General features: G+C 40.8%; 23 protein-coding genes. 14 read left to right on the forward strand and 9 right to left on the reverse strand.

From position 1 onward, the window contains the following. The first annotated feature begins 25 nt into the window (after positions 1 to 25). The 3 genes from HPE56_RS16735 to pbpC all read left to right on the forward strand — a co-directional run bounded on the left by HPE56_RS16735 (position 26) and on the right by pbpC (position 3,151). A complete protein-coding gene (locus tag HPE56_RS16735; protein WP_188244903.1) occupies positions 26 to 382 on the forward strand; it encodes a hypothetical protein in 357 nt (118 codons plus the stop codon). A gap of 104 nt (positions 383 to 486) precedes the next feature. Then, positions 487 to 789 (forward strand): antibiotic biosynthesis monooxygenase family protein, encoded by a 303-nt coding sequence (locus HPE56_RS16740; protein ID WP_188244904.1) that lies wholly within the window; start codon positions 487 to 489, stop codon positions 787 to 789. Continuing rightward, a complete protein-coding gene (pbpC, locus tag HPE56_RS16745) occupies positions 773 to 3,151 on the forward strand; it encodes a penicillin-binding protein 1C (RefSeq protein WP_188244905.1) in 2,379 nt (792 codons plus the stop codon). The genes HPE56_RS16740 and pbpC overlap by 17 nt, the downstream gene beginning before the upstream one ends. Before the next feature lie 64 nt (positions 3,152 to 3,215). Here the strand turns inward: pbpC and HPE56_RS16750 are convergent, their stop codons facing one another. Further along, positions 3,216 to 4,217 (reverse strand): NAD(P)H-dependent glycerol-3-phosphate dehydrogenase, encoded by a 1,002-nt coding sequence (locus HPE56_RS16750; protein ID WP_188244906.1) that lies wholly within the window; start codon positions 4,215 to 4,217, stop codon positions 3,216 to 3,218. A 200-nt stretch (positions 4,218 to 4,417) separates the two neighbouring features. Between HPE56_RS16750 and HPE56_RS16755 the strand changes: the two genes are divergently transcribed. After that, a complete protein-coding gene (locus HPE56_RS16755; protein WP_188244907.1) occupies positions 4,418 to 5,341 on the forward strand; it encodes a nicotinic acid mononucleotide adenyltransferase in 924 nt (307 codons plus the stop codon). A 235-nt stretch (positions 5,342 to 5,576) separates the two neighbouring features. Here the strand turns inward: HPE56_RS16755 and HPE56_RS16760 are convergent, their stop codons facing one another. Beyond that, positions 5,577 to 6,425: an AraC family transcriptional regulator gene (locus HPE56_RS16760; protein ID WP_188244908.1), complete on the reverse strand. Its 849-nt coding sequence runs from the start codon at positions 6,423 to 6,425 to the stop codon at positions 5,577 to 5,579. 141 nt (positions 6,426 to 6,566) lie between these two features. On the opposite strand from HPE56_RS16760, the gene HPE56_RS16765 reads away from it, so the two are divergent. Together HPE56_RS16765 and HPE56_RS16770 are read left to right on the forward strand one after the other, a co-directional pair. Continuing rightward, entirely contained in the window at positions 6,567 to 7,541 is a 975-nt protein-coding gene (locus HPE56_RS16765) for a phytanoyl-CoA dioxygenase family protein (protein WP_188244909.1), read from the forward strand. Between the two features lie 80 nt (positions 7,542 to 7,621). Then, complete coding sequence (locus tag HPE56_RS16770; protein WP_188244910.1) at positions 7,622 to 9,199, forward strand: SulP family inorganic anion transporter; 1,578 nt, start codon at positions 7,622 to 7,624, stop codon at positions 9,197 to 9,199. Positions 9,200 to 9,263: 64 nt separating this feature from the next. Here the strand turns inward: HPE56_RS16770 and HPE56_RS16775 are convergent, their stop codons facing one another. The 3 genes from HPE56_RS16775 to HPE56_RS16785 all read right to left on the reverse strand — a co-directional run bounded on the left by HPE56_RS16775 (position 9,264) and on the right by HPE56_RS16785 (position 11,779). Further along, positions 9,264 to 9,743: a c-type cytochrome gene (locus HPE56_RS16775; protein ID WP_188244911.1), complete on the reverse strand. Its 480-nt coding sequence runs from the start codon at positions 9,741 to 9,743 to the stop codon at positions 9,264 to 9,266. 75 nt (positions 9,744 to 9,818) lie between these two features. Continuing rightward, on the reverse strand, positions 9,819 to 10,778 hold the full coding sequence (locus HPE56_RS16780) for a YheT family hydrolase (RefSeq protein WP_188244912.1): 960 nt from the start codon (positions 10,776 to 10,778) through the stop codon (positions 9,819 to 9,821). A 26-nt stretch (positions 10,779 to 10,804) separates the two neighbouring features. Next, positions 10,805 to 11,779 carry an NAD(P)H-dependent flavin oxidoreductase gene (locus HPE56_RS16785; protein ID WP_188244913.1) on the reverse strand — a complete coding sequence of 325 codons (975 nt, stop codon included), beginning with the start codon at positions 11,777 to 11,779 and terminating at the stop codon, positions 10,805 to 10,807. Between the two features lie 120 nt (positions 11,780 to 11,899). Between HPE56_RS16785 and HPE56_RS16790 the strand changes: the two genes are divergently transcribed. Next, complete coding sequence (locus HPE56_RS16790) at positions 11,900 to 12,376, forward strand: acyl-CoA thioesterase (RefSeq protein WP_188244914.1); 477 nt, start codon at positions 11,900 to 11,902, stop codon at positions 12,374 to 12,376. Here the strand turns inward: HPE56_RS16790 and HPE56_RS16795 are convergent. Continuing rightward, positions 12,360 to 13,253: a DMT family transporter gene (locus tag HPE56_RS16795; protein WP_188244915.1), complete on the reverse strand. Its 894-nt coding sequence runs from the start codon at positions 13,251 to 13,253 to the stop codon at positions 12,360 to 12,362. The two genes, HPE56_RS16790 and HPE56_RS16795, sit on opposite strands and share 17 nt — an antisense overlap. Continuing rightward, entirely contained in the window at positions 13,250 to 13,603 is a 354-nt protein-coding gene (locus HPE56_RS16800; RefSeq protein WP_223170355.1) for an arsenate reductase family protein, read from the reverse strand. Before HPE56_RS16800 ends, HPE56_RS16795 begins: the two co-directional genes overlap by 4 nt. Before the next feature lie 100 nt (positions 13,604 to 13,703). Here HPE56_RS16800 and HPE56_RS16805 point away from each other — a divergent pair, with 100 nt between their 5' ends. Continuing rightward, the gene (locus HPE56_RS16805) at positions 13,704 to 14,171 is read left to right on the forward strand and encodes a DinB family protein (protein WP_188244916.1); all 468 of its coding nucleotides are present in this window, start codon (positions 13,704 to 13,706) and stop codon (positions 14,169 to 14,171) included. A 2-nt stretch (positions 14,172 to 14,173) separates the two neighbouring features. On the opposite strand, the gene HPE56_RS16810 is transcribed toward HPE56_RS16805, so the two are convergent. Next, positions 14,174 to 14,917 (reverse strand): DUF3298 and DUF4163 domain-containing protein, encoded by a 744-nt coding sequence (locus HPE56_RS16810; RefSeq protein ID WP_188244917.1) that lies wholly within the window; start codon positions 14,915 to 14,917, stop codon positions 14,174 to 14,176. Between the two features lie 88 nt (positions 14,918 to 15,005). Here HPE56_RS16810 and HPE56_RS16815 point away from each other — a divergent pair, with 88 nt between their 5' ends. The 4 genes from HPE56_RS16815 (at position 15,006) to HPE56_RS16830 (ending at position 20,926) form a co-directional block, all read left to right on the forward strand. Next, complete coding sequence (locus tag HPE56_RS16815; protein ID WP_188244918.1) at positions 15,006 to 16,160, forward strand: cystathionine gamma-synthase; 1,155 nt, start codon at positions 15,006 to 15,008, stop codon at positions 16,158 to 16,160. Positions 16,161 to 16,339: 179 nt separating this feature from the next. Continuing rightward, complete coding sequence (gene gdhA, locus HPE56_RS16820) at positions 16,340 to 17,683, forward strand: NADP-specific glutamate dehydrogenase (RefSeq protein WP_188244919.1); 1,344 nt, start codon at positions 16,340 to 16,342, stop codon at positions 17,681 to 17,683. Between the two features lie 110 nt (positions 17,684 to 17,793). Continuing rightward, positions 17,794 to 18,513: a DNA repair protein RecO gene (gene recO, locus HPE56_RS16825; RefSeq protein WP_188244920.1), complete on the forward strand. Its 720-nt coding sequence runs from the start codon at positions 17,794 to 17,796 to the stop codon at positions 18,511 to 18,513. After that, a complete protein-coding gene (locus tag HPE56_RS16830; protein WP_188244921.1) occupies positions 18,497 to 20,926 on the forward strand; it encodes a TonB-dependent receptor plug domain-containing protein in 2,430 nt (809 codons plus the stop codon). The genes recO and HPE56_RS16830 overlap by 17 nt, the downstream gene beginning before the upstream one ends. Before the next feature lie 610 nt (positions 20,927 to 21,536). On the opposite strand, the gene HPE56_RS16835 is transcribed toward HPE56_RS16830, so the two are convergent. Continuing rightward, a complete protein-coding gene (locus HPE56_RS16835) occupies positions 21,537 to 21,917 on the reverse strand; it encodes a hypothetical protein (protein WP_188244922.1) in 381 nt (126 codons plus the stop codon). A 224-nt stretch (positions 21,918 to 22,141) separates the two neighbouring features. Here HPE56_RS16835 and ileS point away from each other — a divergent pair, with 224 nt between their 5' ends. After that, a complete protein-coding gene (gene ileS / locus HPE56_RS16840; protein ID WP_188244923.1) occupies positions 22,142 to 25,546 on the forward strand; it encodes an isoleucine--tRNA ligase in 3,405 nt (1,134 codons plus the stop codon). Between the two features lie 2 nt (positions 25,547 to 25,548). Further along, positions 25,549 to 25,932 (forward strand): TraR/DksA family transcriptional regulator, encoded by a 384-nt coding sequence (locus tag HPE56_RS16845; protein ID WP_109648652.1) that lies wholly within the window; start codon positions 25,549 to 25,551, stop codon positions 25,930 to 25,932. The last annotated feature ends 46 nt before the right edge of the window (positions 25,933 to 25,978 follow it).

Below are 25,978 nucleotides of genomic sequence, written 5' to 3' on the forward strand. Positions count from 1 at the left end.
TACCTTTGAACCAGAAAACAAATCTATGTCAAGAGACCTACAATTAAAGGAACGATGGGAGCAATTGGTTGAAAAGCTTTCGAATCAATTTGCCGATGGGGATGCATTGGAGTTAGATGCTATCATTTATTTGGTGGGCATACAAGAATTGGGTCAATACCAAAATACCTTTAAAAAGGATGAGAAATTGAATCTGATGCATATTGCGATCTGTCGTTTATTGGAACCTTATGGTTATTATGAATTTGAATATTTTGATGAAGAAGGATGGCCCCATTATACGATTAAGGAAGAATTACCGGCATTGAAGGCAGGTGAACAATCCGTTCTTATGAAAGAGGCCATTGTATCGTACTTTTTGGAAAGGGAGTATATATATTGATGGTTATTAAACGCTAAGTATAGGTTAAGAACTTGATCTAGGGTAATGGGAATCCAATGAACCCTCTAGATTTGGGTCTTCTTACAACTTGACAACAACGAAATATGACAAAGCCCTATTATGCCGTGATTTTTACGAGCAATAGAACCAGTGGAGATCATGGGTATGTTGCGATGGGCCAAAAAATGGAGGATTTGGCCCGACAACAACCTGGTTTTTTAGGTTTTGAAAGTGCCCGGGATGAAATAGGTATCTCTGTAAGTTATTGGGAGAGCCTGCAGGATATTGCCCATTGGAAATCGAATACCGATCATTTACTGGCACAGGAAAAAGGTAGATCCGATTGGTATGCAAGGTATAAGGTCAGAATTTGTTTGGTAGAACGGGAATATGGGTTTGATCAATAATATAATTCCTTTTAAACGTGGGGGTATTAAGGAATGGATTAAAAAGCATCCCGGGAAAGTATTGGTTTTCGCGGTTCTATTGCTTGCTTATTATTTTTGTTTGCCCAAGGATCTTTTTGTAGACCCTACTGCCACGGTAATCGAAAGTAAGAATGGGAAACTTTTAGGGGCTATGATCGCGGATGATGGGCAATGGCGGTTCCCTGAGGTTGATAGCGTGCCATTTAAGTTTAAAACCTGTATTATTCAGTTCGAGGATGCTTATTTTTATCAGCATCCAGGCTTTAATCCCATTTCCATGGCGAAAGCCGTGGCAGCGAATATTAAGGCGGGGAAATCTGTTCGGGGAGGGAGTACCTTGACCCAACAGGTAATTCGTTTGTCCAGAAAAGGGAAAAAACGCACCTATTGGGAAAAGGCTATTGAATTGGTTCTGGCGACCCGATTGGAACTTGGCCATACCAAGGAAGAAATTATAGGTCTTTATGCAAGTCACGCCCCTTTTGGGGGAAACGTCGTAGGGCTCGATGTGGCCGCTTGGCGCTTTTTTGGGTTGCAGGCCCATCAATTATCCTGGGCCGAATCGGCTACTTTAGCGGTTTTGCCGAATGCCCCTAGCCTTATATATCCTGGGAAGAATCAAGGGCAGTTGCTTCAAAAAAGAAATCGATTACTGAGAAAATTGTTCGAAAATGGCATTTTGGACCATACGACCTATGAGATGGCGTTATTGGAAAAATTACCGCGAAAACCATACCCACTTCCAAAATTGGCACCCCATCTCGTGCACTATTTGGCAAGAAGCCATAGAGGCGAACGGATTACTTCGACCATTGATGGAAATTTGCAATCCAATGTCGATGTTATTTTAAACAAGCACTATCAAAATCTAAAACAAAACCAGGTGCATAATGCCGCAGTATTGGTGTTGGATGTGCATACCAGACAAGTACTGGCCTATATAGGAAATACGCCAACGGATAAGAATCATCAAAAGGATGTGGATATGGTCCAGGCCATTAGAAGCACAGGAAGCACATTGAAACCATTATTATATGCCGCGATGATGGATGCTGGGGAATTATTGCCCGATATGTTGGTGCCCGATGTGCCAACACAGATTGCCGGGTATAGACCAGAGAATTTCAATGAGGATTACAGTGGGGCCGTTGAGGCAAAAAAGGCTTTGGCGCGTTCCTTGAATATTCCTGCAGTTCGATTGTTACAAAAGTATGGGTTAGAGCGTTTTCGAGATCAATTGAATGCCTTCCATATGAGAGGTATTGATAAACCTGCCGATTACTATGGACTTACATTGATTTTGGGAGGTGCGGAAAGTAATCTATGGGATCTTTGCAAAACCTATGCTTCAATGGCGTCAACCATCAATCATTTTAATACTTCATCAAGTGAATATTTTGATCAGGAATTCGCAAATCCGAGTTTGATCAAAGGTCATACAATTGATTTTGGAAAAAAATCCACCGAAAAAACCATTTTTGATGCGGGCAGTATATACCTGACATTTGAGGCTATGAAAGAGGTGAACCGACCCCAAGGCAATGAATCTTGGGAGTTTTTCGATAGCAGTAAGGAAATCGCTTGGAAAACTGGGACGAGTTTTGGCAATAAGGATGCATGGGCCATAGGAACCACAAAAGACTATGTTGTCGGTATTTGGGTAGGTAATGCCGATGGCGAGGGTAGACCGAATGTTACAGGGGTTTCGAGTGCCGCCCCTATACTTTTTGATGTTTTCGATGTGCTTCCGAAATCTGATTGGTTTGAAAAACCGTTGGATGAATTCGTATCGGTGGAAGTTTGCCGAAATAGTGGTTTTTTAGCCACTAAGGATTGTCCGAAAAAGACAATTTCCATTCCGGATAAGAACAATTATGTTGAGGTCTGTAAGTATCATAGGATGGTTCTTTTAGACCAACAAAAACAATTTCGGGTTAATTCCTCCTGTGCCGATATATCCGCCTCCTACCGGGAACCTTGGTTCGTGCTTCCACCCCTAATGGCGTTCTATTATAAAAAAAGTCATCCTACCTATAAGAATTTACCGCCCTTTAAGGAAAATTGTAAAAACGCTTTGGAGCCTACTATGGAGTTTATTTATCCAAAGAACCATGCCCAAATAAGTTTAACCAAAAATTTTGAGGGTAATTTGAATGAACTGGTGCTGAATTTGGCACACACGAAACCTGAAACATCGGTTTATTGGTATTTGGATGAAAAGTATCTGGGTCAAACCAATAATTTTCATGAATTGGGCATATTGCCCACCACCGGAAAGCATATCATAATTGCTATTGATGAACTCGGGAACGAGGCTAAAATTAACATTAACGTAAAATAAGTACTGGATGCTGAATCCAGCACGCTCCAAATCGGTTTATTTGGGCCTGGTTAAGCCCTAGAGCTTAGTCTATCTTGTTGGTCAAGGCTGCGAAAGTGCTTTTGGCATTTTTACCAAGATAGAGTACGTCATATACCGCATCGATAATCGGTGTACGTACCTTACTTTTAAAATCCGCTTTTTGTTTGTAGGCGCTTTTGGTGGCATAATAACCTTCGGCTACCATGCTCATTTCCATCATCGCACTTTTGACGGTATACCCTTTTCCAATCATATTCCCGAACATTCTATTTCGACTGAATGTAGAGTACCCTGTGACCAATAAATCACCCAGATAGGCAGAATTGTTAATGTTGCGTTTCATTCGGTGTACGCGTTTAATGTAGCGTTTCATCTCTCGGATACTATTGCTCATAAGCACACTTTGAAAGTTGTCCCCATATCCCAAACCATGGAAGATACCTGCGGCAATTGCATAAATATTCTTTAACATTGCAGCATACTCCGTTCCGATAATATCATCGGAAATCTTGGTTTTGATGTAGTCACTTTTTAACGAATCGGCCACCAATTGGGCTTTTGCTTTGTCAGCACAGGCGATGGTGAGGTATGAAAGACGTTCCAAGGCAACTTCTTCAGCATGGCAAGGTCCTGTGAGCACACCGATGTTCCCAATAGGGATATTGTACATCTTATGAAAGTGTTCACCCACGATCAAACCTGTTTCCGGAACGATTCCTTTAATCGCGGAAAATATGATTTTATCCTTTAGTGAAACTGTCAATTTCTTCAATTCGGTATCAAGAAATGCCGAAGGTATGGCGAAGATGAGCACATCATTGTCCATTACGGCCGCATTCAGATCGGAGGTTAGGTTCAATTGATTGGTATTGAATTCAACCGAACTTAAATAATTGGGATTGTGTTTTTGGGTTTTAATATGGGCTATGGCATCTTCATTACGCATGTACCATGTGATTTGTTGAAGGTTCTCAGTGAGCATTTTAACTATAGCTGTTGCCCAACTTCCGCCACCGAATACCGCAAATCGAAAATCTTTTTCCATATGAAATTATAATTGACACCAAAAGTAAATAAAATTAGAACAATAATCTAAATAGCTGTAATACAGTAAATTGTGATTTATGGCACGGTGCTTGGTCGGTGTAAGTTGAACAAACACAATCAGATAAAGGAATAAGCCGAAATAATTTTCGCTCTGCACCGAAAGGTTATTTGGCACATTGTATTTAAAAAGTGGAACATATGAAAGCTATAAAACTTCACCTTGGATTATTATTGATAGGAATCTTAATGTCTTCTTGTTATACGGAAGTGATACTCGAGGATGAATTCATAGAGGAATCCGGTTTTAATACGGCCCAGGTATTGCAATCATTTGACCTTTGGTATATCGATATCAATGAGACGACAGGAAATGGGGAGGTTCCTTTTCTTCAACGAGCCTTTACCATTTCCTTTGATAATGGCAACGTATATGCGAACAATAATATCGCAGGACTTGGAAAGACCGGAAATGGCTATGGGATCCAAATTGGTTATTTTAATGCCTTTCCTGGAACTTTGGAAATAGACCATGATGTTGATGGGCGGTGGTTATTGGATGTGTTTGCAGTCAATGGTAACACATTGGAATTGTACGATTCCAACTCTAACACCTCCTATTATTTAAGAGGCTATCAGTTGAACCGTTTCGATTTCGATTTGGTATTTTATGACAACATAAAATATTTATTACAGGAATATGATGTATGGGAGAAAACGTATACCAGTGAAGTAGGGGCATTGAATGAATTTGATAGGGAGAACTTTCTACAGTTTTTTGAGAGTGGCCAGAATGATGTTTTTAAATCGTCCATTGACCCGATAGGCAGTGCCATAAACAACCTTCAATGGGATTATGAAGGGGATTATACCGTTTATGATGTAGAAAACGATGAAACGCTTAAAACTTTAAAGTTGGGGTATGATTTCATGGGCAATGATTACTTTGAGTTGTACGTTATTAATGATAGTACCATTGAATTGTATCACCCCAGCAGTGGAACGGTGTATAGGTTTAAGGGAAGGGGTTACATTCAATACCTGAAATCCGATAAGACTTTGGACGGGAAGAAACGAAAGAAAACGATAAACCCAGTGATGCAGGTGAAACGAAGTAGGGAATAATATAATCAACGCTTTAATGCAGTTAATGCGTTGATCAAATAAGGACTTTTTGGTTGGTTATTAAGTTAAGAACCGCCCTGATCAAAACGATTGGGGCGTTTTTTTTGGGGATACAAAGAAGGGCTAAACACAAATGGAATGCTATAGGGGTCTCTCTTTTGGATCAATCCGTGCACACCTTTTGGGACTGACCCGTCTATTGGTCTAAGAAATGTACTGATCCATACATCAAGATTCAATGATTCAAGTGCCTCCTTCTGAATTCTGAAGGATTTTCATCGGTTATCTTCCTAAAGGTGCGATTGAAATAGGATAAACTTTCAAAACCGCAAGCGTAACAGGTTTCACTTATATTTTTTCCGGTCAAAAGCAATCTTTTTGCTTGACTGATGCGATATTGGTTCAAGAATCCGACAAAAGTGGTTCCTGTTGTCTTTTTGAAATAACGGCAAAATGCAGGCTTGGTCATATGGCATAAAGTCGCAACCTCATCCAATGATATTTTATCCTGATAGCGCTCATCGATCAGACCATGGATTTTACGAAGGCGGCCTTGCTCCTTTTTACGGTATTTGTTGATAAAGGGTTTTTTATGGAGCAACTCAAATTCCTTGCTCTGCGAAAGTAGTTTTAGGATGGTGACGACCTGCATAAAGAAATCAAAAGGCGATAGGGTGTGGAGCGTTTTCATAAGTTTACCGATTTCGGTTTTTGTACTGCCCGTAAATGCAATGCCATATTTTGAAAGTTCCAAAAGGTGCTCCAAGGATTGTAGTTCGGATGTTTGCTCAATAAAGTCCGTTTTAAAGGAGGGTTTAATATGCAATACTTCTTTCAAATAGGGGGTTTTTACACCATGATCAAAATTCAAATGCGGAATATTTGATCCAATAAGTACCAAATCATTGTTTTTGTAGTGTGATATATGGTCACCTACATGGCGCTTTGCACTGGCTCCCTCAATATAGACCAATTCAAATTCCGGATGAAAATGCCAGTAATACAGATGGTTCAATTTAGGGTCATGTAGCAACCGGAAGGGACTTTTGGTTGGCTGGTCGAAGGTTTCTAGTTGGATTTTCATACGTAATAGACAACAAAATTATCCTAATATGGATATAAATGGAGTTTAATTATCAATATAGTTCAAATATAGATCAATATCAAGGTAGATTAATGCCGTTTCGTTAAATAGTTTTACCCTATTATTTCTAAATCCTTTATCATGAAGAATACCCAAGCAAAATTTGGAAGGGCCAATAAGGGCCATGAGGATATTCCTGGAAATCCATCCATGGCAACCAGTAGTAACATAAAATTAAATGACCGATCCAATGGAAGACCGTTAAGGGTTTTGAGCGAAGCCGATTGGGATTTCTGGATGCATAATGGGTATGTAATTATTAAAAATGCCGTTCCCAGGGAACAAGTTCAAAAAACCGCTGAATTTCTATGGGAATTTGAAGAGAAGGAACCAGGCGACCCAAATTCTTGGTATCCTCCACCAAGGGCAGAAATGAAAATGAAAGAGCTTACTGGTACGGGAATGGTAGAGGTATATAATCATCAGCATTTATGGAACAATAGGCAAATGCCACGGGTTTATGATGCGTTTGTGGATATATGGGGCACCGAAAAATTATGGGTAACGATCGATCGGGCCAATTTAAATTTTCCGAATAGGCCCGGTCATGAACAAAAAGGCTTCATACATTGGGATTACGACCCAGAGACCCGACCACAGAATGTACAGGGGGTTTTGGCGTTGGCCGACCAGACCGATGACCAAATGGGAGGTTTTCAGTGTATACCATGGCTTTATAGAAATTATGAAACTTGGAAATCGACACAACCTAAGGACAGGGATCATTTTCAACCTGATATTAATGGTCTCGAAGACAAAATCGTAAAGGTGAAACTAAAAGCCGGTGATTTATTGGTTTTCCATAGTGCACAGCCACATGGCATTCGGCCGAACAGGTCAAAGGATAAAGTACGCATGGCCCAATATATTTCTATGATGCCGGCAGAAGAGGATAATAGGGAATTAAGACAATGGCGTATGATGTCCTGGAAGAACCGAATTGCTCCTGAGGGATATGCTTTTCCGGGGGATCCCAGAAATTGGGAACAAACGAAATACGATACAGCCAATTTATCCCCTCTTGGTGAAAAATTGTTGGGATTAAAGTCTTGGTAAGTTGTTAAATCCTTAATAATTTCGTGTTTTAAGGTCATCCCAACTATTAGCACTATTTTTGCGCCCTTTAATTATAGGGTATGAGGAAGTATTTGAATATATTCGATTTTAAACAGAAAGTAGATTATAAAACAGAGATCTTATCAGGTCTTACGGTGGCCTTGGCTTTGGTGCCTGAGGCAATTGCTTTTGCTTTGATTCCTGGGTTCTCTCCTTTAACGGGTTTGTATGCTGCCTTTGTTTTGGCCTTGGTGACTTCTATCCTTGGAGGTAGGCCAGGTATGATATCGGGGGCTACTGGGGCTGTTGCCGTTATTTTCATTGGGTTGATCTTAGAACTCAAAAATACATTTCCGGGTATCGAACCAGAGACTATTTTACATTATGTTTTTGCGACGGTGATCATTGCTGGAGTATTACAGGTAATTGCTGGGTTTTTGCGTTTGGGTAAATTTATTCGATTGGTACCCCACCCCGTAATGTTCGGATTTGTAAACGGTCTTGCGATTATCATATTTATGGCCCAGTTCCCGAATTTCTATCAAAAAGGAACGGATGATCTTTTAACAGGTGCTTCCATGTATACCATGTTGGGGCTAACCTTTTTGACAATGTTGATCATTTGGGGGGTTCCAAAATTGACAAAGGCCATTCCTTCTTCCTTATTGGCCATTGTAGTGGTTTCAGCAATCGTAATTGGCTTTAATGTTGATACGCTTACCGTAGCGGACACCATGAAAGAGGGACAAACCATTCAAGGTGGTTTTCCACCATTATCCATTCCGAATATACCATTCACTTTGGAAACCTTGAAAATCATTTTCCCATTTTCCTTGATTGTAGCGGTCGTAGGATTAACAGAAAGTTTACTTACCCTGAATATCATCGATGAAATAACCGAAACACGTGGTAGTGGTAACAAGGAGTGTGTTGCCCAAGGAACGGCTAACATCCTTTCCGGATTTTTGTCGGGCATGGGTGGTTGCGCTATGATCGGTCAGAGTTTGATCAACACTTCTTCGGGAGCACGTGCAAGATTGTCGGGAATTACCGCTGCTGTCATGTTGTTGGTTTTTATAATGTTTGGATCTAGCCTTATCGAGCGTTTGCCTATGGCGGCTTTGGTCGGACTTATGTTCATGGTAGCTATCGGTACATTTGAATGGGCAAGTTTCAAGACCTTTCGAAAAATGCCCAATTCCGATGTTATTGTGATGGTCTTGGTAACCTTGATTACAGCCGTTACGCATAATTTGGCCGTCGCCGTATTATTTGGAGTAGTCATTTCCGCATTGGCGTATTCTTGGGAAAATGCAAAACGTATCCGGGCTAGGAAATATGTCGATGAGCAAGGGATTAAGCATTACGAGATTTATGGTCCGCTATTCTTTGCCTCTACTACGTTGTTCAATGAAAAATTCGATGTTCAAAATGATCCTGAAGAAGTCATCATTGATTTTCGGGAGAGCCGTATTGTGGATATGTCCGGTATTGAAGCTTTGAATAAACTTACCGAACGCTATGCCAAAGCAGGGAAGAAAATCCATTTAAAACATTTAAGCAAAGATTGTATTCTACTTTTGGAAAATGCGTATGATATTATCGATGTGAATGTATTGGAAGATCCAACATATAAGGTAGCTGTTGACAAGGTATAAAAGAATGGTGATACCTTTTCCTATGGATAGGGTAACACCACTGGAAACTTGTTATGGGCAACGCTTAAAGTGTACGCAAATACTCCGCAATAGCTCTTGCGTCATCCTTACTTAGGTTTTGGTTCAGCATTATGGAATTATTGTATTCTTTCAAGAGGGCTTTTGCGATAGGATCTTCTTTAAGCATACCATCGGGGTTTAAGATCATATTCATCACCCATTCAGGACTTCTCTTATTATAAAGGCCCTTCATGGCAGGTCCGATCATTCGTTGTTCGGCCATATGACAGGCAACACAAATGGTCGAATAGAGCTTTTCTCCTTTGGCGGCCAATTCGGTATCTATTTCCGTACCGAATTCGACCGAGGTAATTGGTCCAACCCCTTTGTTGTTTAAATCAACGGGAACTTCCCCAGTGGTTTTTTCCGCTTTGATTTCTTTTTTGGCGCGGTTCATTTCAAAACCACCTTTCTTCTCCTCTTTTTTTTCGCCACAGCCAATAATAAGGCTTCCAACAGCCAAGACAGTAAGTATTTTCTTCATATTGTTCTATTAAGCTGGGGGTAACCTGACAGCTATCGATTTTCAATTTACTAAGATAAGGTTTAGTGGTGAAATTTATAAGTCAGCAAAGAATTTTAGGGCTCTTTTTTCGGTATATGTGGTATTCTGACTTCCGTAAAAACCTACATGTCCACCCGAGTTTGGAATCTCTAAAAAAATCGAGTTGTTTTCTTCCGCTTCCTTGTAGGGATAACAGTTAGGGCCTAAAAAAGAATCGTTCTTGGCGTTGATAATGAGTGTGGCAATATCAATCCCAGGCAAGAACTGTAACGAACTACATGTTTTGTAATAGTCGAGAGCATCTTTGAAACCGTGTGCCCTGCTTGTGTAAATATCATCAAAATCTTTGAGGGTTTTGATATTGGCAATATCGGCATCTGATATTTTTGAAGGAAATACTTTTTGTTTCAGTCTCAATTTGGCAATTAAATGATCTTTGAAACGTTGGCTGTAGAGATAATTTTTTGGAAGCAATAATTGTTTTAGTGAACTATGTAGGTCACATGGGGCAGAGACTGCCACGACCCCCTTTATCTGTTTGGGTAGGTCTCGACCCTCCCCAATATATTTAAGTGCCAGGTTTCCGCCTAAGCTAAAACCCTTGATAAAGATTTTGCCATAGGTGTTTTTTTTCAAAAGATGTTGTACAACGGCATCCAAATCTTCCGTGGCTCCAGAATGATAGGAGCGATACAAGGTGTTGGTCACCCCGCTACATCCCCTATAATTAACGGCGCAAACATCATAACCTTGGGCGCTGGCCAATTTGGCACTTCCTGTGATATAGGGTCTTTGGGCACTACCCTCTAGCCCATGAAGCAAGATGAGTACTTTGCGGCTCGGTTGCAGGGAATATGTCCAGTCCAAATCCAAAAAATCCTGATCGGGAAGCACGATTCGTTCCCGTTCTTGATGTACTCCGGAAACCGTTCGTATAACGCCGGAGTATACGGTGGAGAAATGTCCGTTTTTAAAAAGTAATGGAGGGTTGTATTCCGATGCGATTATGGGCATGTTGTTGTATGATAGGATTATTCTTTTTATTTGGGAAAGGTGTCCAATACTTTTATCTGTTCCTCTATGGCAGTCTTAAATTCTATTTTTAGATTGTCGACCAATTTGGCAACGGGTACGACATTTTCTATGGTTGCTACCCCTTGGCCTGCGGACCATATTGTCTTCCAGGCCTTGGCCTCGGTATCCAGTTCTTTTCCAAAATCTATTTTCCTATCTTTTTTCAAATCTTCCTCCGTGATGCCAGCCGCCTTGAGGCTGGCCCCCAGGAAGTTGGCGTGTACCCCGGAAATAGAGGCCGTATATACCACGTCACTGGCCCCGGATTCAATGATCATATTTTTGTACTCATCCGTAGCCTTACTTTCCTCAACATTGATGAAACGGGTACCCATATAGGCCAAATCGGCACCCATTTGAAGGGCCGAGGCAATATCCCTTCCTGTAGTTATACAACCGGAAAGAATAATGGTTTTGTTATAGAATTTTTTGATTTCCGCCACTAAGGTCATGGGATTTATGGTCCCTGCATGGCCACCTGCCCCGGCTGCGACTAAAATGAGTCCGTCAACACCGGCCTCTGCAGCTTTTTGGGCGTGTCTTTTTTTAATGACATCGTGGAATACCAGTCCACCATAACTATGAATGGCATCCACGACTTGCGAAACCGCACCAAGAGAGGTGATGATCAGAGGTACCTTATGTTTGACACAAAGTTTTATATCGGCTTCTAACCGTGGGTTGGTCGGGTGTACGATAAGGTTGACCCCAAAAGGAGCCGCCTTTTTCCCACTTTCTTTCTCAAAAGCCTCCAATGCACTTTTTATCTCTTTCAACCATTCCTCAAAACCCTCACTAGTGCGCTGGTTTAAGGCGGGAAAAGTGCCCACAATGCCATTTTTGCAACATTCGATTACCAATTTCGGTCCAGAGATTAGGAACATTGGAGCTGCAATTACGGGTAAGGAAAGGTTTTTGATGAAGGGTGCTGAGGTACTCATAACTTTAGTTTTAAAGTTTTAAAAGTAGGAATTATTTTTTGGGATTGTTATCTGCAGTTTTCCAAAACTATGGTATTTTTGTGATTCTTATGCATGCATAATAAAATAATTCATAAAAGAATGTTTCTAAAAGAGTTTGAAGTTCGTTGGAGTGATGTAGATGCCAATCGCCATTTAGCCAATTCGGCCTATATTAATTTTATGAGCCATACCCGTATGGCCTTTTTATTGGATTTGGGCTTTGGTCATGAGGTTATGGTCAAAAACAGGATAGGCCCTGTGGTTTTTTATGAGCACATGTACTATTTCAAAGAGCTCTTTCCAGGTAAGCCGGTTAGGGTTTCATTGGAGGTAATGGGGATGAGTGAGGACGGTTGTTTCTTTGAATTCCATCATAATTTTTACGACAGTAAGGGTAAGAATGTTGCCCATTGCGAAATGATGGGTGCTTGGATCAGTTTGGAAACAAGGCAGCTTACACCATTGTCCAAAGAATTATTGTCACGTTTTGACCAGATAGAAAGACCGGAAGGCTTTCGTGTCCTAACGAAGGAAGATACCCGTAAGTTTGCTAAAAAGCCTAAGGATTTGGTTTAGTTTTTCGACTCGATAAATACACTCCCAAGAAAACCAATAAGGCGGCAAGAATCTTCGTGGCGGTTAGGACATCCTTACCAACGGCAATGGCGAAGAGGATGCCTATTAGTGGTTGTACATAGACAAAAGCACTTAAGGTAGATGCTTTTAGTTGGGTGAGTGCAAAAATATTGAACAGGTACGTGCAGAATGTGGTTCCCAGGATTACAAAGGCAATTCGCCAAATAATATCAAAGGGTAAAAGGGACCATTCTATCGCTATAAGTTCATGGTACCCCAATGGCAGACAAATAAGGATTCCCATTGAAAACATCCATTTCATAAAGGTGAAAGGGTGGTATTTTGAAATCAGGATTTTAGCCAGTATCAAATAGGTTCCATAGAAAAAGGAATTCAACAGGATCAAAAAATTACCCATTGGGATATTTGGGGCATCTTGCCGTAGTTCGGTTCCGAACAGTATTAAGCCCATGGCCCCAAGAAGTCCGACGAATATCCCAAATACTTTTCTGCCCGATATTTTTTCCTTGATAAGAATGGCCGAAAGGATCAAAACGATAATAGGCGTGGTGGTAATTAAAACAGCACTGTTTATTGGTGTCGAAAGGGATAATCCTTTAAAGAAAACCAACATGTTCAATCCCATTCCGAAAATGGCGCAAACAACGATTCGTAAGTAATCCTTCTTTTCTATTTTCTCCTTGGGGCCAAAAAGCGAGGCACCCCAAAACAATGCAGCGGCACCAATGACCCTTAATACGACAAAACCATAGGCCCCGACATAATTGGGCATTACCCCTTTGGCTATGGTGTGGTTTATTCCATAGATGATAGTGGCCCCAATGGCGGCTAAAATGGCTAAAGTACGTTTACTCAAGGATGTATGGTTTCTTTTGCGGTTTCGACCACTTTTTTGCTGTTTCCCACAAAGATTTTGTCATTGAAAATGATCACTGGGCGCTTTAAAAAAGTATAGTGTTCAAGAATCAATGTTTTATAATCCTCTTCGCTGAGGCTTTTTTGGGCCAATCCCTTTTCTTTATAAAGTCGTGCCCTTTTGCTGAAAAGGGATTCATAACTACCGGCCAATTTATACATTTCCTCTATTTGGGAAAGGGTTATGGGTGCTGTTTTAATATCCTGTAATTTAAAATCATCCAACGGATTCAAGTCGTTCAAAATCCTTCTACAGGTATCACAGGTACTTAGGTAGTATATTTTTTTCATGTTTGGGGTGTTTGGGTTTCCTTGCATATAATGGTATACAAAGAAACCCAATTCCATTGGAATTTTTCTATTTTTACAGCTACTTTATAAATTAGATCCATTGGAAAGATTAATTAACATTACACTACAGAACCGAAAGGCACTTTATTCGGTACTCACCAAGACACCAAAAGAATTGTTGTTGAAAATCCCTAGTGGATATCGTAACAATATCTGGTGGAACATCGCCCATGTGGTTGTTACCCAGCAGTTATTGGTTTATAAATTAAGTGGTTTGGACATGAAGGTTCCCGATGTGTTGGTCGATAAATTCAGAAAAGGTACGGTGCCCGATGGTAAGGCGACCGATGAGGAATTGGATATCATCAAAGGATTTTTGTTTTCTAGCATTGAATGGACCCAGGAAGATTATGAAAATGGAGCTTTCAAGAATTTCAACGAATATACCACTAGTGCCAATGTTACCTTAAAGAACGTAGAGGATGCCATTGCCTTCAATTTGTTTCATGAAGGGTTGCATTTAGGGGTAGTGCTATCGTTGGAAAAAGTATTGTTGGCCGAGGATTAAAATTACAATCCGATTTTATGGATCAAATAGTTTTTTGTCTCATTGAAGGGTAAAACCAATGTAATGGCACCATCGGCATAGGACGCCACTTCGTACTGGTTATAGAGCAAGACTATTCCTTCTTCGGTAAATCCGATGTTTTCAGGGAGGTAGAACGTATCTCCTTCGAACATAAAACCTGTACTATTGATAGGTTCCTCTAGGGGAATATCCTCTTGTATCCTAAATTTTGTCTCCGCAAAGTGCTCAAAATCCTTGCGGTCTTTGAACAGTTCCCGATTTTCAATTTCCATTCCTTTGTTTTTGTCAAAATTCAAGAATCGTCGGGTCGTATAGCCATGGGCCCCTCCAGTGAATAAATAGGAATTAAGGGCAATGGTCAGTATGTTCTTGTTCTCATATGAAACAGTGCCTGTAATTTTGGCCTCCCATTTTACGGTTTCATCGGGGTATAGCTTTTGTAATTCATTATATCCGTTTTTAAAGGATTGAATGGCTTCGGATACGGTTGTTGCTTCCATCCCATCATCATAGACCAATAGGGAGATCAATTCTTCGTCAAGAGCCGTGTTAATGGTCTCTGCAAGTTTGGTTTGATCCAAAACCTTTGGTACTTCAATCGAAATTTCAGGACATTCTTCACAGGCTTCATCGGTAATCGTTTGGGGTTCAAAGGTGAGTTTGCCATCATCCTTACATCCAAGAAATATTAAAAGGCAAAGCAATATGGTGATTGGGGCTTTCATTTATTTGTTGTGTTTCTTAGTTACAAAATTACGGCTTCATTGCAATCTCCGAAAGATAACAATACTTTTATATGATAAAATTTAATGTATGGGCAAAAAAGACTTAAAATTCAACAGTAAAACCATCCACGGCGGACAAGAACCGGATAAGGCCTATGGTGCGGTAATGCCTCCAATATACCAAACCTCGACATATGCCCAAACCACACCGGGAGGACATAAGGGTTTTGCGTATTCACGCAGTGCCAATCCAACCCGTACGGCATTGGAAAATGCTTTGGCAAGTATTGAAAATGGGAAATATGGACTAGCCTTTGCAAGTGGCCTGGCGGCTATTGACGCCGTTATCAAATTATTGGACCCTGGCGATGAGGTACTATGTACGAGCGATCTTTATGGGGGTAGTTATCGACTCTTTAAACGTATTTTTGAAAGATATGGCATCGTGTTTCACTTTGTCGATATGCATGCTACTGGGGATTTGGTTGGTGTTATCAACAAGAAAACAAAATTGGTTTGGGTAGAGACCCCTACCAACCCAATGATGAACATTATAGATATAAAGGCAGTTGCCAAAATTACGGAAAAGTACCAATTGCTCTTGGTTGTTGATAATACTTTTGCGACACCCTATTTGCAACAACCGTTGGATTTAGGGGCCGATATTGTCATGCATTCGGCAACCAAATACCTAGGCGGCCACAGCGATGTCGTTGTTGGTGGATTGGTGGTAAAAGACAGGGCATTGGCCGATAAATTGTACTTTATTCAAAACGCAAGTGGGGCTGTTTGTGGGCCCATGGATAGTTTTTTGGTGGTGCGGGGAATAAAAACACTACATGTGCGCATGCAAAGGCATTGTGAAAACGGTATGGCTGTTGCCCATTATCTGGAAAATCATCCTAAAATTGAGCGCGTCTATTGGCCAGGGTTCGAAGGACATCCGAATCACGATGTGGCAAAAGAGCAAATGAAAGGCTTTGGCGGTATGATTTCCTTCATACCCAAAGGAAGTAATCTAGAGGATACCATTCGAATTGTCGAAAAATTAAGGTTGTTCACTTTGGCAGAATCATTGGGAGGTGTTGAGAGTTTGGTGGGCCACCCAGCAAGTATGTCGCATGCCGGTATTCCCAAAGAAGAACGGGAAAAAAGTGGTGTTCTCGACACATTGATTCGCCTGAGTGTCGGTATAGAGGATAAGGATGATCTTATAGCGGATTTAGAACAGGCATTAAGTTGATGTATACGTAAACTTGGGAGGTTCTGGTTGGAAGGCGATTGCATAATGTGCAGATTGCAGTCCTTAAATTGAAATTAATTACAGTATTTTTAGAAAAACAAAGTTTAAATTATAGGAATAGTATAATTTTGGGATAATATTCTAAAGTCAATATAGACAAAAAGCATAATCAGTACTATATGGAGGCAAAAATCAAAGCATTCATGGATGAGGTAAAGACCAGAAACGGTCATGAGCCTGAGTTCATACAAGCAGTACAGGAGGTCGCCGAAACAGTGATTCCGTACATTGCGAGTAATGGGATTTATAAAGGAAAGAGCATTCTTTTGAGAATGGTCGAGCCAGAAAGATTGATTTCATTCAGGGTGGCTTGGGTAGATGATAAAGGTAAAATTCACGTGAATCGAGGTTACCGTATTCAAATGAACTCCGCGATAGGTCCATACAAAGGAGGATTGCGTTTTCATCCTTCAGTGAATGCCAGCATTCTTAAATTCCTTGCCTTTGAACAGGTTTTTAAAAATAGTTTGACCACCTTACCCATGGGTGGTGGTAAAGGTGGTTCTGATTTTGACCCGAAAGGAAAATCAGATGATGAGGTAATGCGTTTTTGCCATGCATTCATGCTAGAGCTGAACAGGCATATTGGACCAAATACGGATGTACCTGCGGGTGATATCGGCGTGGGGGCCAGGGAAATCGGATTTCTTTTCGGTATGTATAAGAAAATAAGAAACGAGTTTACCGGGGTTCTTACAGGAAAAGGCTTGTCTTGGGGTGGTTCTAAAATTCGTCCAGAGGCTACTGGCTATGGTACAGTATACTTTGCACAAAATATGCTAAAAACCAAGAATAATGATGTTAGCGGTAAAACCGTTGTTATTTCCGGTTCAGGGAATGTAGCCCAATATGCAGCGGAAAAGGTTTTACAACTCGGAGGAAAGGTAGTGACCATGTCGGATTCCAGCGGATTTATCCACGATAAAGATGGTATCGATGAAGATAAGCTGGCTTTTATCATGGATTTAAAGAACAACAAGCGTGGTCGTATTTTTGAATATGTAGACACATATTCCTCTGCTACCTTCCATAAAGGTGAAAAACCATGGGGAGTTAAGTGCGATATCGCATTTCCATGTGCGACCCAGAACGAACTGGACCTTGAGCACGCAAAACAACTTATGAAAAACGGCTGTATCTGTGTGGTCGAAGGTGCCAATATGCCTTCTACAGCAGATGCGATCCATGCTTTTCATAAAGCGAAGATATTATTTGCGCCAGGTAAAGCCTCCAATGCGGGTGGTGTAGCCACTTCTGGTTTGGAAATGTCCCAGAATTCGTTGCGTATCAGCTGGACAAGGGAAGAGGTAGATGAGCGTCTAAAAGGAATTATGTCTGATATTCACGATTCCTGTATCGAATTCGGAAAAGAGGATGATGGCTATTGCAATTACGTAAAAGGGGCAAATATTGCCGGTTTTGTAAAAGTTGCCGACGCTATGCTCGCCCAAGGGATCATATAACATTCGACCGTTTCAAAATAATCATAAGGCCTTCCTAATTTTAGGAAGGCTTTTTTTATACGGGTAATCATTTTGATAGTTTTATCTTTGAAAACCGCTAAGAGAACATCATGCAAGTAACTACCAAGGCTATTGTTTTATCTACCTTAAAATTTGGGGATACTAGTTTGATCGTAAAGGCTTTTACGTTTTCCGACGGATTGAAATCCTATTTGCTCAAAGGGGTTTTGGCATCCAAAAAAGGGAAGTTGAAATCTGCCTATTTTCAGCCACTTACCCAATTGGAGATAGTCGCCAACCATAAGAATAAAGGTACTTTGGAGACGATTCGTGAGGTTAGGGTCTCCTATCCATATCAATCTTTGCATTTCGATATATCCAAGAATGCCATGACCATGTTTTTGGCTGAGATGTTAACGAACAGTATTCAGGAAGAAGAATCCAATGAAGGGCTTTTTTACTATGTGGAAAGTGCGCTTCAATGGTTGGATACAAACAACCAAATTACCAACTTCCATATCTATTTCTTATTGGACCTGACCAAGTATTTAGGCTTTTATCCCGATGTAACCCACATTTCGAGGGCGTACTTTGATTTACTCGAGGGGGAGTTTATCGACATAGCCAATTTAAACCCGAATATTTCGGGGGAAAATATAAATTATTTTAAAAGGTTCTTAGGCACAAATTTTGATGCAATTCATAACGTCAAGATGAAGAAGGTAGATAGGCAGCAGCTACTACAAACAATAGTCCTTTATTTTGAATTACATTTGCAGGGATTTCGAAAACCCAAGTCTCTGGCTATTTTAAATGAAGTTTTCAGTTAATATGGATAAGGTAGTATTCCTTCTGTTTTTTATATTTTTAAATGCTGTTACCGCACAAGAAATCAGGGTACTGGACTATTATTCGAAAGAACCTATCGTAAATGTCGCGGTCTATAACCAGGATAAGTCAAAAGCGGCACTTTCGGATCTTGAAGGGGTTTGTGATATTTCCGTTTTCTCGGACAATGAACGAATTACCTTTAAGCATCTTAGTTACGAGATTCATAAAGCCACAAAAATCCAGTTATTGAGGAATGGTGCAGAGGTCTATTTGGTAATCAGGCCGGAAGAACTCGATGAGGTGGTTATGTCTATATCAAAATGGGAACAACAAAAAAAAGACATACCCCATAAAATTGTTGCGTTGAATGCAAGGGCTATCGCATTTACAAACCCACAAACCTCGGCGGATCTCCTCCAAAACAGTGGTAAGGTATTTGTGCAAAAAAGCCAACTTGGGGGTGGTAGTCCTATGATAAGGGGTTTTGCGACCAATAGATTGTTGTTGACGGTTGATGGTGTTCGTATGAACAATGCCATATTCCGAGGGGGTAACCTACAGAATGTCATTTCAATAGATCCTTTTAATATTGAGAAGACCGAAGTGATTTTTGGTCCAGGTTCTGTGATCTACGGCAGTGATGCCCTTGGTGGGGTCATGAATTTTTACACCAAAAGAGCCATTTTCTCCCATAAGGACAGTCTTGAGGTTTCTGGACACTCGAATCTGAGATATGCCTCGGCCAACAATGAAAGAACGGGCCATTTTGATATTAACTTGGGCAAAAAAAAATGGGCCTTTCTAACCGGTGTGTCCTATAATGATTTTGATGACTTGAAAATGGGTTCCCATGGTCCGGATTCATATAAAAGGAATAATTACGTCACTACCGAAAATGGTCTCGATGTCCTTACGACAAATAGCGACCCTAGAAAGCAAGTAAGTACCGGTTACGACCAGTGGAATTTTATGCAGAAAATCACTCACAAACCTAATAATAATTGGGGATTGGACATGGGATTGTTTTATTCCGAAACTTCTGATTATTCGCGTTACGATAGGTTGATCCGACCCGATAAGGAAGGGTCGGGACTGCGGTCTGCCGAATGGTACTACGGCCCCCAGAAATGGTTCATGGGGAATGTGCAGTTGAATAAAAAAGGGAAAGGGAAGTTCTATGACGGACTTAAAATAACAACGGCATACCAATATTTTGAGGAAAGTAGGAACGATCGGGGATTTCAAGACGCCATTTTATATTCGACAAGGGAAATGGTTCATGCGTTCTCGACCAATGTTGATTTTGAGAACAAGAAAATTGGGGATCTTCGATTGTATTATGGAACGTCATATGTTTTAAACAAGGTGGGTTCCGATGGTAGCCAGAAGGACATTACCACAAATTTAATAGCAGATGCGCCATCGCGGTATCCTGATGGGTCATCATGGCAAACGGCTGCGGCCTATTTAAACGGGGAGTATAAGGCAAAACCAAACTTCAGTCTGCTTTCAGGACTGCGATATAGTCATGTTTGGATCAATGCTGATTTTGATAAAACCTTTTATCCTTTCCCTTTTGATGATGCGAATCTCAGTACGGGGGCACTCACGGGTAGTATAGGTTTTAGTTGGTTTCCAAGGGCCAATTTACAAGTAACCTTAAATGGATCTACAGGGTTTAGGTCGCCCAATATCGATGATGTAGGAAAGGTTTTTGATTCGGAACCGGGTTCCGTTGTCGTGCCGAATCCTGATTTAGAACCGGAATATGCCTATAATATGGAGTTGGGTGTACAAAAAAACTATAATGACAAGGTCGTCTTTAAAGGGGCCGCGTTTTACACCTATTTGGTCGACGCCTTGGTGCGCAGGGATTATCTGTTCAATGGGGAATCACAAATTGAATACAATGGCGAATTGAGTACCGTTCAGGCCATGCAAAATGCTGCCAAGGCTTATGTATATGGATTCGAATTCGGATTGGAGGCCTTTTTGACAGAAAATATATCATTGGTTTCCAATTTAACGTTGACCGAGGGTATTGAGGAAGAAGAAGATGGCACCGACAGTCCGTCTAGACATGTGCCCCCAACCTTTGGTGACGTTCATTTTGTGTTTAAAAATCAGAACCTAAAGACCGATTTCTTCCTGAATTTTAATGGGGAAATAGCAAATGACGATCTAGCAACCTCTGAGCAGGCGAAAACATATATGTACGCGGAAGATGCAAATGGGTTACCCTATAGCCCTTCTTGGTATACGTTAAACCTTCGTACCCAATATCGATTGAACAAAGGATTTGCGATTACCTGTAGTCTAGAGAATATGACAAATCAGCTTTATAGGTCGTATTCTTCAGGTATAGCGTCTCCAGGAACCAATCTTATTTTGGGGGTCGACTATAGTTTTTAAATAAAAAAACCCTGACATTCATCGTCAGGGTTCAATTTTATCGGTCGTATCCTTCAAGTATAGCGTCTCCAGGAACCAATCTTATTTTGGGTGTCGACTATAGTTTTTAAATAAAAAAAACCCTGACATTCATCGTAAGGGTTCAATTTCGTCGGTCGTATTCTTCAGGTATAGCGTCTCCAGGAACCAATCTTATTTTGGGGGTCGCGACTATAGTTTTAAATAAAAAAAACCCTGACATTTATCGTCAGGGTTCAATTTCGTCGGTCGTATTCCTTAGGTATAGCATCCCAGGAACCAATCTTATTTTGGGTGTCGACTATAGTTTTTAAATAAAAAAAACCCTGACATTTATCGTCAGGGTTCAATTTTATCGGTCGTATTCTTCAGGTATAGCGTCTCCAGGAACCAATCTTATTTTGGGGGTCGACTATAGTTTTTAAATAAAAAAAACCCTGACATTCATCGTCAGGGTTCAATTTTATCGGTCGTATTCCTCAGGTATAGCATCCCAGGAACCAATCTTATTTTGGGGGTCGACTATAGTTTTTAAATAAAAAAAACCCTGACATTTATCGTCAGGGTTCAATACTCTTAATGTGAAAAACGCTTAGTTTTTGATAACGTCTTTTACTTCAGCGGCTTTTTCTTTAGCCTTATCAGCAGCATCAGTAGCGGCATCTTTAACATCGGCGCCAGCTTCTTTAGCTTTGTCAACGGCAGCACCAGCAGCGTCTTTTACACCTTCGGCTGCATTTTCACCAGCTTCTTTAGCACTGTCAACAGCGTTTCCGGCTTTGTCCATAGCACCTTCAGCAGCTTCACCAGCGGCATCGGTAGCATTTTCGATTGCTTCACCAGTAGCATCAGCAGCTTCGTCAATGGCTTCACCTGCAGCATCGGCAGCTTCGCCCATGGCTTCACCAGCTTTTTCTGTGGCTTCACCAGCTTTTTCGGCAGTTTCTCTACATGAAACGAATGATACGCTCATAGCGATCATTAAAATTGCACTAAAAATTAATTTTTTCATTTTGGATATATTTATTTGATTTCAATTCAAAGGATATACGTAACAGATTGATTTTTGGATGCTTTATTTTAACATTTATCCAATATACCCCTAACTCGCTGTATTTCATTTAGTATAATATGAAATAAATTCAATCTAAATTTATAATTTTGCAGCCTTATTAAAACAGCAATACCAGAGACACAATGAAGTTTGCCGGATATAAAGGTTTGGATTTACCAAGAGTTGCAAAAGAAGAACTCCAGTACTGGAAGGAACACTCGATTTTTGAAAAGAGTATTTCCACCAGGGCGGGAAATCCCAGCTATGTATTTTATGAAGGCCCCCCTTCGGCAAATGGTATGCCGGGTATACATCATGTGATTGCCAGGACTATAAAGGATATCTTTCCCCGCTACAAGACCATGAAGGGTTTTCAGGTCAAACGAAAAGCTGGATGGGATACCCATGGACTCCCTATTGAATTGGGTGTTGAAAAGGAATTGGGCATCACCAAGGAAGATATCGGGGTAAAGATATCCGTTGAAGATTATAATGCAGCCTGTAAAAAAGCTGTGATGCGATATACCGATGTTTGGAATGAAATGACCGAGCGTATTGGCTATTGGGTAGATATGGATGATCCCTATATCACTTATAAGTCCAAGTATATGGAGTCGGTTTGGTGGTTGTTAAAGCAGATCTACGACAAAGGATTGATTTATAAAGGGTACACCATACAGCCTTATTCGCCCAAAGCGGGAACAGGGTTGAGTTCCCATGAATTGAATCAACCTGGTACGTATCAAGATACAACCGATACCACGGTTACTGCACAATTCAAAGTGTTGAAAGAAACGCTTCCAGAGGCTATCAAAGGAATTGAGGGGGATATCCACATGTTGGCGTGGACCACTACACCTTGGACACTTCCTTCGAATACGGCACTGACCGTCGGGGCCAAGATCGAGTACGTTGTAGTGAAAACATTCAATCAATATACCTTTGAACCTATTCAAGTGGTGCTTGCCAAAAATCTTGTAGGCAAACAATTTAGTGGTAAGTTTTTCGAGTCAGGTGAGGAAAGTGATTTTTCAAACTATACAAGTGCAGATAAAAAAATCCCATACAAAATAATTGGAGAAACAGTAGTAGGTAAGGATTTGTTGGGAACCCGTTATGAACAATTGTTGCCCTATACCCTTCCTTATCAAAATCCGGAGAATGCCTTTAGGGTCATTATCGGTGATTTTGTTACAATCGAGGATGGTACCGGTATAGTGCATACGGCACCTACTTTTGGGGCTGACGATGCCTTGGTAGCGAAACAGGCTACGCCAGAAGTACCACCGATGTTGGTTTTGGATGACAATGGCAATCCCGTGCCCTTGGTCGATTTGCAGGGTAAGTTCAGGCCTGAGATGAAAGAGTTGGGAGGTAAATATGTCAAGAATGAATATTATGATGACGGTACTGCACCTGAACGTTCGGTCGATGTTGAAATAGCAATTAGACTAAAGGAAGAGAACAAGGCTTTTAAAGTGGAAAAATATGTCCATAGCTATCCCAACTGTTGGCGTACGGATAAGCCTATATTATACTACCCATTGGATTCATGGTTTGTAAAGGTAACCGATGTTAAGGATCGTATGTTCGAACTTAACCAAACCATTAATTGGAAACCTAAGGCAACTGGCGAGGGCCGGTTTGGGAACTGGTTGGCCAATGCGAATGACTGGAACCTTTCCAGATCGCGATATTGGGGTATTCCTTTACCTATTTGGCGTACAGAGGATGGTACTGAGGAAATGATCATAGGTTCGGTTGGGGAACTCAAGGCTGAAATGGCTAAAGCTGTTAAGGCGGGAGTTTTGGAAGCTGATATTTTTGACGGGTTTGTCGTTGGTGATATGAGTGAGGAGAATTATGAAAAGATAGACCTTCATAAGAATATTGTAGATCAAATCACCTTGGTTTCCGCTTCGGGAAAACCCATGAAAAGGGAAAGTGATTTGATAGATGTATGGTTCGATAGTGGTTCAATGCCCTATGCCCAATGGCATTATCCTTTTGAAAAAAAGGATTTGATCGATAAGGGCCAGACCTTTCCTGCGGATTTCATTGCGGAAGGTGTGGATCAAACCCGTGGGTGGTTTTATACCTTGCACGCCATAGCAACAATGGTTTTTGACTCGGTGGCTTATAAGAATGTAGTATCCAACGGTTTGGTACTCGATAAGGAAGGCAAAAAGATGTCGAAACGATTGGGCAATGCTGTTGATCCCTTTGAAACTATGGATCTTCATGGGCCTGATGCCACAAGGTGGTATATGATTTCCAATGCCAATCCTTGGGATAATCTTAAGTTTGATATCGACGGTATCGTTGAGGTAAAACGAAAATTCTTCGGGACCCTTTATAATACGTATTCATTTTTTGCCTTATATGCGAACCTTGACGATTTTAAATATGCCGAGGATGACATTGCATTAAAGGAACGTCCAGAGATAGACCGTTGGATTCTGTCGGAATTGCACACCTTGATCAAGAAAGTCGATGAGGCCTATGCGGATTATGAGCCTACCAAGGCAGCTCGTGCCATTTCTGATTATGTACAGGAAAACTTAAGTAATTGGTACGTTCGTTTATGTAGAAGACGCTTCTGGAAAGGGGAGTATGGGCAGGATAAGATTTCGGCCTACCAAACCTTGTATACCTGTTTGGTCACGGTAGCTAAATTATCGGCCCCGATAGCACCATTCTTTATGGATCGCTTATATAAGGATATGGCAAATACGACCCATAAGGATGCTTTTGAAAGTGTGCATCTGTCGCGTTTTCCTGAGTATGATGACACTTTTGTAGATAAAGAATTACAGAGCAAGATGGCTAAGGCCCAGACGATTTCGTCATTGGTGCTTTCGATACGCCAAAAAGAAAAAATAAAGGTTCGTCAACCCTTGCAGAAAATCATGATTCCGGTTCTGGATGATCAACAGCGACACGAAATCGAAGCTGTGGCCGACTTGATCATGTCGGAGGTCAATGTAAAGGAAATTGAATTATTGGACGATGCATCCGGTATCCTTGTGAAGCAAATAAAACCAAATTTCAAGGTTCTAGGACCAAAATTCGGTAAGGATATGAAATTGATTGCACAGGAAGTAAGGGCTTTAGGACAGGAGGATATCCAAAAAATCGAACAAGAGGGCGAAATAACATTACAAATCAATAATAAAAGTATTAAATTACAGTTACAGGATGTAGAGATAACCTCCCAGGATATAGAAGGTTGGTTGGTTGCCAGTCAAGGCCCGCTTACAGTGGCTTTGGACGTAACCATCGACGAAAATCTTAAAAGGGAAGGTATTGCCCGTGAACTGGTAAATAGGATTCAAAATATCAGAAAAGAGTCCGGTTACGAAGTTACAGACAGAATTGACATAAGGATTTTGAGAGACGGCCTAGTAGAAAACGCGGTTGAGAGCAACCTTGATTATATTAAGACCGAAACATTAACAGCAGATCTTGTCTTTGAGGACACTTTGGAAAATGGCACGGCTATTGCTTTTGACCAAGTGAACACAAGATTGTTTATTGAAAAACACTAATTATGGCAGAAGATTTAAAAGTAAGATATTCCGATAAGGATTTGGCAGAATTCAAAGCTTTGATAGAGGAAAAGATTGTCAAAGCCAAAAGCGATTTGGAGTTGTTAAGGAGCTCCTATATGAACGATGGTAATAATGGCACCGATGACACCTCGCCTACATTCAAGGCTTTCGAGGAAGGTTCCCAGACCATGAGTAAGGAGGCAAATACGCAGTTGGCCATCCGTCAGGAGAAGTTCATTCGCGATTTGAAGAATGCCTTGTTGCGCATAGAAAACAAAACCTATGGTATCTGTAGGGTAACGGGGAAATTGATCAATAAGGATCGATTGAAGTTGGTGCCCCATGCCACGCTGAGTATCGAGGCTAAAAATATGCAAAAATAATACGAACGCCCTTTTGGGCGTTTTTTTTCGAATGATTGGTAGATCC

The sequence above is a fragment of the Maribacter aquimaris genome (assembly GCF_014596745.1).
In the GTDB taxonomy this organism is placed as follows: domain Bacteria; phylum Bacteroidota; class Bacteroidia; order Flavobacteriales; family Flavobacteriaceae; genus Maribacter_A; species Maribacter_A aquimaris.

Excerpts from the sequence above, each read along its gene's own strand:
- HPE56_RS16735 (WP_188244903.1), top strand. The coding sequence starts at position 26 with ATGTCAAGAGACCTACAATTAAAGGAACGATGGGAGCAATTGGTTGAA.
- HPE56_RS16740 (WP_188244904.1), top strand. The coding sequence starts at position 487 with ATGACAAAGCCCTATTATGCCGTGATTTTTACGAGCAATAGAACCAGT.
- pbpC (WP_188244905.1), top strand. The coding sequence starts at position 773 with ATGGGTTTGATCAATAATATAATTCCTTTTAAACGTGGGGGTATTAAG.
- HPE56_RS16750 (WP_188244906.1), bottom strand. The coding sequence starts at position 4,217 with ATGGAAAAAGATTTTCGATTTGCGGTATTCGGTGGCGGAAGTTGGGCA.
- HPE56_RS16755 (WP_188244907.1), top strand. The coding sequence starts at position 4,418 with ATGAAAGCTATAAAACTTCACCTTGGATTATTATTGATAGGAATCTTA.
- HPE56_RS16760 (WP_188244908.1), bottom strand. The coding sequence starts at position 6,425 with ATGAAAATCCAACTAGAAACCTTCGACCAGCCAACCAAAAGTCCCTTC.
- HPE56_RS16765 (WP_188244909.1), top strand. The coding sequence starts at position 6,567 with ATGAAGAATACCCAAGCAAAATTTGGAAGGGCCAATAAGGGCCATGAG.
- HPE56_RS16770 (WP_188244910.1), top strand. The coding sequence starts at position 7,622 with ATGAGGAAGTATTTGAATATATTCGATTTTAAACAGAAAGTAGATTAT.
- HPE56_RS16775 (WP_188244911.1), bottom strand. The coding sequence starts at position 9,743 with ATGAAGAAAATACTTACTGTCTTGGCTGTTGGAAGCCTTATTATTGGC.
- HPE56_RS16780 (WP_188244912.1), bottom strand. The coding sequence starts at position 10,778 with ATGCCCATAATCGCATCGGAATACAACCCTCCATTACTTTTTAAAAAC.
- HPE56_RS16785 (WP_188244913.1), bottom strand. The coding sequence starts at position 11,779 with ATGAGTACCTCAGCACCCTTCATCAAAAACCTTTCCTTACCCGTAATT.
- HPE56_RS16790 (WP_188244914.1), top strand. The coding sequence starts at position 11,900 with ATGTTTCTAAAAGAGTTTGAAGTTCGTTGGAGTGATGTAGATGCCAAT.
- HPE56_RS16800 (WP_223170355.1), bottom strand. The coding sequence starts at position 13,603 with ATGAAAAAAATATACTACCTAAGTACCTGTGATACCTGTAGAAGGATT.
- HPE56_RS16810 (WP_188244917.1), bottom strand. The coding sequence starts at position 14,917 with ATGAAAGCCCCAATCACCATATTGCTTTGCCTTTTAATATTTCTTGGA.
- HPE56_RS16815 (WP_188244918.1), top strand. The coding sequence starts at position 15,006 with ATGGGCAAAAAAGACTTAAAATTCAACAGTAAAACCATCCACGGCGGA.
- gdhA (WP_188244919.1), top strand. The coding sequence starts at position 16,340 with ATGGAGGCAAAAATCAAAGCATTCATGGATGAGGTAAAGACCAGAAAC.
- recO (WP_188244920.1), top strand. The coding sequence starts at position 17,794 with ATGCAAGTAACTACCAAGGCTATTGTTTTATCTACCTTAAAATTTGGG.
- HPE56_RS16830 (WP_188244921.1), top strand. The coding sequence starts at position 18,497 with ATGAAGTTTTCAGTTAATATGGATAAGGTAGTATTCCTTCTGTTTTTT.
- HPE56_RS16835 (WP_188244922.1), bottom strand. The coding sequence starts at position 21,917 with ATGAGCGTATCATTCGTTTCATGTAGAGAAACTGCCGAAAAAGCTGGT.
- ileS (WP_188244923.1), top strand. The coding sequence starts at position 22,142 with ATGAAGTTTGCCGGATATAAAGGTTTGGATTTACCAAGAGTTGCAAAA.
- HPE56_RS16845 (WP_109648652.1), top strand. The coding sequence starts at position 25,549 with ATGGCAGAAGATTTAAAAGTAAGATATTCCGATAAGGATTTGGCAGAA.